This is a genomic window from Sulfitobacter sp. (genome assembly GCF_036960155.1).
Taxonomy (GTDB): domain Bacteria; phylum Pseudomonadota; class Alphaproteobacteria; order Rhodobacterales; family Rhodobacteraceae; genus Sulfitobacter.
This window is the reverse complement of sequence record NZ_JBALWB010000010.1, coordinates 129,789-137,969: the sequence shown is the minus strand read 5'-3', so window position 1 is coordinate 137,969 and position 8,181 is coordinate 129,789. Positions and strand designations below refer to the sequence as shown.

Below are 8,181 nucleotides of genomic sequence, written 5' to 3'. Positions count from 1 at the left end.
ATCAGTAACTAAGCCTCAAATCAACAAGAGTTTTTCAACAGAATAGGCCCAAAGCAGACATAGCCGTTTGACACATTGGACGGAACGCGGACTTTCGCTGCGCCCTGCGCCCTGCGCCCTGCGCCAACGGCAGTTAAGCGCTGGGATGGCTTTTCCTGTACGGTTCTGCCAAATTCTTGAAAGGCACCGGTGTTGCGTTCGGTGGCCTCAACCCTGGTGGATCGTTTAAAGAAGGCTCCGTCGCATTGCCTGAAAAGAAACACGCCTTTAAGTTGGGTTTATGTCAAATCTCAGGATACCAGTTACGTTACTCGTTTTATCGTTGACCTCCTATAGTGGTGCAAGCGCTCAGGAAGGCTTGTCTTCGCTGGGAGCCATCGGTGGTGCTCGCGCCTACTCAGGTCACGAAATCGAATTTGGCGAAACACGCTTCACGTTGCGTGGTGTGACATGCCCCGATCCGACAACTGAGGATGGAAAGCGTGCGAAGGCCTTAGCCAATACGTTCCTCCGGATGCGTGGCACAATGGGATGCGAAACGTCGAACGGCTCAGGTGACTGCGTACATCGCTCGACGAGTGGCATCCGCAATCTGTCCAAGGTCATGCTGAAAACCGGACTATGTTGGGCTGGTGAAGCCTGAAGTAGGAGAGGCGTCCGTTCTTTAGTCGCGTGCCAAATCTGAAAGTCCTGGTCATGCTAACGCGACCAGAATGTATCAATGTCTGCTTCGGGGAAGCTGCGCCGCAACGTGCGGGGCCAACCCCAACGGTAGTTTTGGGCCGTTCGCGTACCTTTGCAAAGTACACTCTCTGCAGCACAAAGCTGCCATTGATGCAAATGGCGTCTAATGACAGCTCCCAGCCCAAAGCGGACACGTTAGTTCGACACGATGGGTGAATTGTGGATCATCGCTGCGCCCGCAAACTAAATTGGGCAACTTGAAGAAAGCGGACGCTCAGGGCTGTGACCCCGTTTTTTCGATGTGCAATCGCAGCGAAAGTCGGCAAAGAGCCCATTGTGTGATTTCGGCTTTCCTGCTGCGTGCGCTCGCAGCGTGGGAATTGCTGCGTCAGCGTAAAACTCGGTGCTACCGCGCGGTGAAGGAACCAGCCATTCAGGCAAGTCGCGGCGAATTAAGGGCACGGTGGTCATAGGCTGCGGGGCAATGTGAACTTTCGTTTTGCATATTCTGACGGCAGTTTTGATCGCCTTTGCAGTTACATTCACGTCTTGATGCCAGTTTCCTCCTGCAATTTCGCCCGTCGCTCCACCGCTTCTTTCGTCCATGTCGCATCAAAATTGTAGATTTCGTCAAACTGAGCCGCGTCTTTAGGAAGGTTGACCCAAGGTTGTTTGGAACAAGTGTAGATATGAACGTCCGGCGGCATTTGGTCTGAAAGATCAAGCGTTCCGACGCGAATGAAGTGGATATGTTTACGCAGAGGCCCTCCAAGATTGTAGTTGCTCCAGACCGCAACTTTGCAACGGGCACATCGGGCAATATCTTGACCGGTGCCCCCAGGTGTTGGAACCGTAATTTCCTCAATTTCGCCCGACAGCAGTTTAACTCGGTCGGCCTCGATCATGGCATTTAGCGCAAAAGCCGAGCCGGAGTTTTGCTGGCAGCCATGACAGTGGCAACAATGCACGATCAGCGGTTCAGACGTCATTTGATACCGGACTTGGCCGCATGTGCAGCCACCGTTTCTAATTTGCGAACTGTTCGCCATGGTGTCTTCCTCGTGTGTTGAATTGCAAAGAAGAAGGGCCACGCTCGTGCCCCTCCTTTGATCGGGCGTCAGGCAATCGTGACTTCGACCGTCGATGGTGTTTCGGCGCGGCACCCATCGGCAACAGGCGAGTGAGCAATTGCGTAGCTGACAATGTCGCGCAATGTCTGTTCTTTGACGCCAGCGGCCCCGATCTTAACGCGGGTTCGTAGGCTAAGGGACCCAGCCCGCACCGTCGCGTCCATCCCGAACAAGCCACGGTCGTCGTCCACACTATCCGCCGTCACCTCAAGCGTATCAAGCGATAGGCCCAATTCCGCAGCGCGCAGGGCAATTCTGGTCGCATCACAGGTCGCCAAAGCCGCACGTGACAACCACCCAGGTGAGGGATGCGTCCCACCGCCACCAATAGCCTTGGGCATATCGGTGACAACGGTTTCGCCATTTTCACCCGTGGCGCGGCACCGCAAACCGTCTTCCATAATAGCTGTGATTGGGGCGCTGGTGCTGACCGCATCTTTGGGGTTGTCGTTTAGGTACGCGATGACGTCATTCACTGAATTCTGGATATGTTCGACAGACATAGTGGTCTCCTTAAAATGGGTCAAAAATTATTGTGTAGCATCTTTGGCTTCGAGGGGCATCATGACGTGGGCCAGCGGGGTTTCGCCCCACATGACATAGGGTCCTCCGGCGAAGGGGTCGCGGGGCAGATCGGCCAGCATGTCCATGTTCGGGAACAGCATCATGATATGGGGCCCGTCTTGCACCCAAACGCTGCCGTCGTTGATGTCAGTTGCCATCGGGTTGTCGTTGTTCACCATCGCGTCCCCCTGAAGCATGTTTGAAACGCCAATGACATCCGTGGAAAAGACAGTGTCCGTTCCCACGGCTGCCATCCACTTCATCCACACAGCGTCATTGCACATCGGATGTTGGTCGCCGGGGATAAGGCCCACACCGGGCAGGCAAACCCACTCGTTCGTGCCCTCGCGAAGGATCGTGCCGTCCACATCCATGATCGTCGCTTCGGCTGAAATATCAGACGGCGCGGCCGACATGGCGCGGGCGATCTTATCGGCTGCGGTTTCCGCAAAAGCGGAGGACGCCGCCAGAGCGAGCGAGGCTGTCAGTGCTGTTAATCTGTGCATGGTCATATCAAAATTCCTTCTTGTCGTGTTTACTGCGACTTGGTCGCTCCAAGTTTTCGCCGGTAGAAAAACATCTTGTTTCCGGTTGCCTTAACGGTGGCACTCGTTAAGTTTTTTAGGAATTGGGGAAATTTCGATAAACGTTTTGCAAAAATGCACATCACGGGGAGATTTCGATGCACTGGGACGACGCACGCATATTCCTTGCGGTCGCGCGAGAGGGGTCGTTTAGCAATGCGGCGAAACGTTTGGGCGTGCAGCATTCGACCGTGTCCCGCCGCATTCGCGAGTTGGAAAAAAACCTCGCGACGCCTTTGGTTGAACGAAAAACATCCGGGTATGTGCTGACGCAGGCAGGCGAGGAGTTGAAGCTGTCCGCCTGCCGCATCGAGCAAGAGCTTTTGTCGTTTGAGGGCGAGGTCAGCGGGCAAGATGACGATGTTGCGGGGGAGTTGCGGGTGACCGCAATCGCCAACATGGCATCCACTGTGTTGATGCCGTATTTCGCCCGATTCAGCGCCGCACATCCCAATATCGAGCTGAACGTCCAAGTCACCAACAATTCTGTCCGTCTGTCCGAACGCGAGGCAGATATCGCCATCCGGCAAACGAATAAGCCCGGTGAAACGCTGATTGGAACGCAGCTCACGACTGTGGCATCGGCGGTTTACGGATCACGCAGCTACTGCGCCGAAGTCAGCGCGGGGAGGTCCGCCGAAAAGTGGATCGGCGTGGATTGCTGCGAGTATCATAGAACATGGACCAAGCAGGCGTGGCCTAGCGAAGAGCACGAGTTTTACGTGGATGAAACATCGCTGACGCTTGCCGCGATGAAACACGGGCTTGGTGTCGGGTTTCAGCCGTGTTTCCTGGGCGATAGCGATCCGGAGCTTGTGCGATACCGCGAACCGGAAGCGCAGCACGAACTTGGATTATGGCTGTTGTATCATCGAGATTTACGTAACACGAAACGCGTTACATTGTTCCGAGAACATATGCAGCGCGAAATCAAAGAAGCGTCGGCGTTGTTTGAAGGTTTGAAATCCGCGTCAGCATAGTTTGTTTTCCGAGCGCAAGAATATTGTGCTTTGGGTGAAGCATTTTTCGCATGTGCTAAAACCATCCTTTCCCGCGAAATCTCGGATTGCAGCCCGTCGCAATCCTTAACGTTGAATGGCCGCTTCGACCACGCAGGCTGCATCCCAGCATAAAAGCTGCTGCAACAGCGAGGAAATGCTGCGTGAGCAATAGCTGCAACTGCAAAAGCCCGTTTTGTCCGCATTGCCGACATCCGCACACAGAATTTGACTTAAAAACGTTCGCGACCGCAGCTAATGGCTTCTTAGAGCCCTCTTTGCCAAATGCCGTGCTGCAGCATTTGGCATGAGCGGAAAATTCAGCCTATTGCGAACGGACCATTGCGGACCATGGCCTCTTCTCGGGACGTTGTACTTCTGGTTTCGCGCTACTGCCAGTCGTGCGGAGCGCAGAAATTTCACTGGTTGGAATGCGGCTTGGCGGAAAAAACGACATTTTCAAAAGGTTGTTAGATGACCTTGTTGATATTTAGGCCCAGAAAAATCTAGCTCTTCGGTAGGCTAATTTAGTGCTTTGGTGCTCTTGGAGTGGCAGAATACGTTATCCATTTTTCATCGCTGGATATACCCTAATACGCTGTCGGAGAATGTGTCGAACCTCTTCAAATAGCCTCGATGGCCCAAATGCAGTCTTTCAATACGATATTGTTATGATATATCATAATGATTCGAGTAGCTACGCACAGGCTGCCCATAACAATTCATGCAACTGGAAGATTAATAATGAAAAATAAAGCGCTTACAGCTGGGCTTTGCAGTCTCGCACTGGCGGGAGGCACCTCCGTGGCCGCGCAAGAGGCAGGGTTTACGTGGGAAGGAAGCGTGGAAATCGGCGTAGACAGCACTGTGCGCGCCGATGATCCAAGTGCCGAGGTTACAGACACTTACATCTCTGGGGAGTTCGCATTCGAAGGTGTAATCACAAAGCGGATCACTGCTTTTGGCGGCCTTTCACTTGAATCTGTTACCGACGCAGTGGACAGCCGCGCGTTTGAGGACATCGGACTCTATGTTAGCGAACTTGGCTTGCGGTTCGGATTTGGCGAAACGCTTGTCTCTGTCGGTAAGATCAGTCCGGTGTTTGCAGTCGCATGGGACGAAGCAGCGGGCTTTTACGGCACATCACTGGCGGAAGACTATGAGCTGAGTGAGATGATCGGTGTGACCGTCGATACACCCGTGGCCGCGTTAGGCGGCACGCTGTCGTTTGCAGTGTTCTACTCAGACGATACGGCGTTGAGCAACAGTATTGGCAACGAACGGGGGCGCAATTCCGTTGCCGCCGGTGGTGTCGGGAACACTGGGAAACTGAACAACTTCGCCCTGCAATACAGCCAGGGATTCGGTGAAACGACCGCATGGATCGGCGCACGCCATTTGTCGGCAGGTGTCGGAGATACCTCAGACGAGACCGGCATCGTTGCTGGTGCCTCGCATGATTTCAGCAACGGGTTCAACATAATCGGGGAAGTGGCTCATTTCGACAATGCGGGCGGAGCGGACGGTAATGCCACGTATGCCACTTTGAGTGGCGCTTATGCGTTTGACGACTGGATATTTTCCGCCACGGCGACTCTTGTCGATACTTCTGCTGATACCGACAGTATGATCGCTTTGGGCGTGGACCGTGCAATATCCGAAAATGTAGAGATCAACTTCGGCGTGGCGCGGTTTGTTGTCGGGGGTGAGCAATCGACCGCCATTGGGCTCGCGACTGTCGTTTCATTTTAGTCGAGATAATATGAAGAAAAAGCACGCAGATCGGATCTCTGCGTGCTTCCACATGCCTTAAAGCTATATGGGCCGTCTTTGCCAGGGTCTCGGTACCTGACAGGTACAATGCTGCGATCGATCTAATGGCGGAAAAGAGGCCATTTTACCGGATGCAGAGATGCGGTGAATGACTGCTTCGTCCGCTTAGGAGACCTTACTACCTCAATAATGCTGCAGCAACGTATCAATGTATGCTTCGGGGAAGCTGCGTCGCAGCGTGCGGGGCCAACGCGAGCGGTAATTTTGGGCCGTTCGCGCGACTTTGCAAAGTACATTAACTGCGCATAGCTGCCGTTTGTGTGGCGCGCAGCGAAAGTCTGCAATCCGCCCATCCGACATAATTACAGACTGGTTTTCAAAGTTGTCCTTGTAGCTCAATTTTTCTGGCATAGCCTTTAGAGCACACACTCAGAGGATTACGAATGATTGCTGACCGCCCACTCCCTATGACCGTTCCTATCAAACCGCGCGAAACCGCGTTCTCATACATGTCCCGCTTGGCTGCCCGTAACGAACTGTCAGCGGTTGATCTGGGCCGATACACAGGCGTGACCTTCCAGAAGGTATTGCGAGGCGATCCAGAAACCATGACGATGCTTGCAAGTCGTGGTGGCATCGACTGTCACGAACTCCGGGCTTGGTCACCTAAACCGATTGAAGGGCCTATGCACAGCTTTGCTGGGCATGCATTTCCCAGTAAAACCATTCTCTACCCGAAAATGCGCGGATGTCCTGTTTGCTTACGTGAAGATGCCGACCAGTCCGATCTGCCGGCAAATCAGGCTATGACGATCAAAGGAGACTGGCTAATCCCCCACGTTATGATCTGCCTGAAGCACGAGCATCCTCTTGTAGAACTTTGGTATGAATCAGCACCAACTGCGCGGTATGATACGGCTTTGCAGCTCAGACGCCTCGCCCCCGGCATCATCAAAGGAGACTTGGATGATGAGCTGCGTGAACCTACAGACTTTGACATGTGGATCGATGACAGGATTTCTGGGATCCAAGGGAACACTTGGTTAGACCAGTATAGCCTTCATGCAGCCTCTACCTTTTGTCGCCTCCTCGGTCACGCGTTGCTCCGCCATGAGATGTCCGCGCCATCGTCAGCGCACCAGGGCAGCCGTTGGGCGCTCTATCAGATGGGATTTGATGTCGCACAACACGGCATGAAAGCAATCCGAGAAGCATTACAAGGTCTTCAAGACCTACCTTGCAGTCCTCAGCAGGGGCCCAAAGCGATCTTTCCATTACTCTATGACAGACTTGCACATGATCATCGAGGAGACCCTGCATATGAACCCTTCTGCGCAATCTTGCGGAAGCACTTACTCGAAACCTGGCCGTTGGGTGTCGGTGATGAACTCATGGGAGAGCCGGTGACCGAGCGTCGTCTCCACTCGTTGCAATCAGCTGCCCGCGAAACTGGCGTAGATCCCAGACGACTGCGCACAATGCTGATAAGCGCTGGTCTTCTTGATGACAGTAAAAGTGATGCATGGGCTACATTTGATGCCCGCGCGGCGGCCGATATCTTGACCCACCTGACAGAGCTGCTTCCTGCAAAAACCTTCTGCGAGACCTTCTGTATGTCCCGATCCCAGTTCAATCTGCTGGTAGCAGAGCGCGTACTCGTTCCAGCTATTGCATCAACGAAAACCAAGAACATCTGGAGCCCCCGTGACGGTCAGACCTTCCTAAATGGCCTCCTTCAAGGTGCCGAACAGCTACGGCAGGCGCAACACGGATGGGAACACATCTCCAAGTCGGCGCAACGATTGAAACTACACCCCAAAGCCATCATTGATGCAATCAAGGACGGACGGATTAACCGTGTCGGTAACCATTCAGATTTTGACGGTTATGCAGCCGTATACGTCTACCATGATGAGGTTGCCTCTGTCTTGAACAGCGAAGACGCACCGGCCATGTCGATTGAAGTTTTTGGCAAGGCCGTCGGTGCAAATCATCTTCCCGGGCTGCGCCGCCTTGTCATGAACGGTCACACCTCTGCAACGTCCATGCGTAATCCGAAGACCAATGCCGTTCAGCACTATTTCTCAGCCCAGGATGCAACGGCCTTCCACACGCGCTTCTTTACTCTGAGGACTCTGTCAAAGCACTCGGGGATGTCATGGCAGCGCGCCGGCGCGTTTTTGAAAGAAGCGGGGGTAATGCCCTACTCACCTGATGGTGTTGACTACGGAAATTTATTTCTGCGGGACGAGGTCGAGTTGGCATTATCCCGTTAGGGAAACCTGCTTCTCCAGAGGAGACCGGGAGACAGCGTACAATACAAAAGGCGGAGCATAAAGCTCCGCCTTCTTCGTTTCTATCTTTGAAATCAGATGATTACCTAAAAAGCATCAGATCTAAGCCAGAGCTCTGCGCACGCTTCTAAGTTTCTTTTGCGCACGCTTCACC

General features: G+C 53.6%; 7 protein-coding genes. 4 read left to right on the top strand and 3 right to left on the bottom strand.

All coding sequences use genetic code 11. From position 1 onward, the window contains the following. Positions 1–280: 280 nt before the first annotated feature. Positions 281–643 carry a hypothetical protein gene (locus tag V7775_RS18865; RefSeq protein ID WP_335753475.1) on the top strand — a complete coding sequence of 121 codons (363 nt, stop codon included), beginning with the start codon at positions 281–283 and terminating at the stop codon, positions 641–643. 583 nt (positions 644–1,226) lie between these two features. Here the strand turns inward: V7775_RS18865 and V7775_RS18860 are convergent. From V7775_RS18860 to V7775_RS18850, 3 genes are all read right to left on the bottom strand, one after another. After that, positions 1,227–1,733 (bottom strand): GFA family protein, encoded by a 507-nt coding sequence (locus V7775_RS18860; protein WP_443070143.1) that lies wholly within the window; start codon positions 1,731–1,733, stop codon positions 1,227–1,229. A 68-nt stretch (positions 1,734–1,801) separates the two neighbouring features. Continuing rightward, positions 1,802–2,317, bottom strand: coding sequence for an OsmC family protein (locus V7775_RS18855; protein WP_335753473.1), 516 nt, complete (start codon positions 2,315–2,317; stop codon positions 1,802–1,804). Between the two features lie 27 nt (positions 2,318–2,344). Continuing rightward, on the bottom strand, positions 2,345–2,890 hold the full coding sequence (locus V7775_RS18850) for a hypothetical protein (RefSeq protein WP_335753472.1): 546 nt from the start codon (positions 2,888–2,890) through the stop codon (positions 2,345–2,347). Between the two features lie 170 nt (positions 2,891–3,060). Here V7775_RS18850 and V7775_RS18845 point away from each other — a divergent pair, with 170 nt between their 5' ends. The 3 genes from V7775_RS18845 (at position 3,061) to V7775_RS18835 (ending at position 8,009) form a co-directional block, all read left to right on the top strand. Continuing rightward, positions 3,061–3,942 carry a LysR family transcriptional regulator gene (locus tag V7775_RS18845; protein WP_335753471.1) on the top strand — a complete coding sequence of 294 codons (882 nt, stop codon included), beginning with the start codon at positions 3,061–3,063 and terminating at the stop codon, positions 3,940–3,942. A gap of 762 nt (positions 3,943–4,704) precedes the next feature. Beyond that, entirely contained in the window at positions 4,705–5,712 is a 1,008-nt protein-coding gene (locus V7775_RS18840) for a porin (protein ID WP_335753470.1), read from the top strand. Between the two features lie 464 nt (positions 5,713–6,176). Beyond that, entirely contained in the window at positions 6,177–8,009 is a 1,833-nt protein-coding gene (locus V7775_RS18835; RefSeq protein ID WP_335753469.1) for a TniQ family protein, read from the top strand. Positions 8,010–8,181 lie beyond the last annotated feature (172 nt).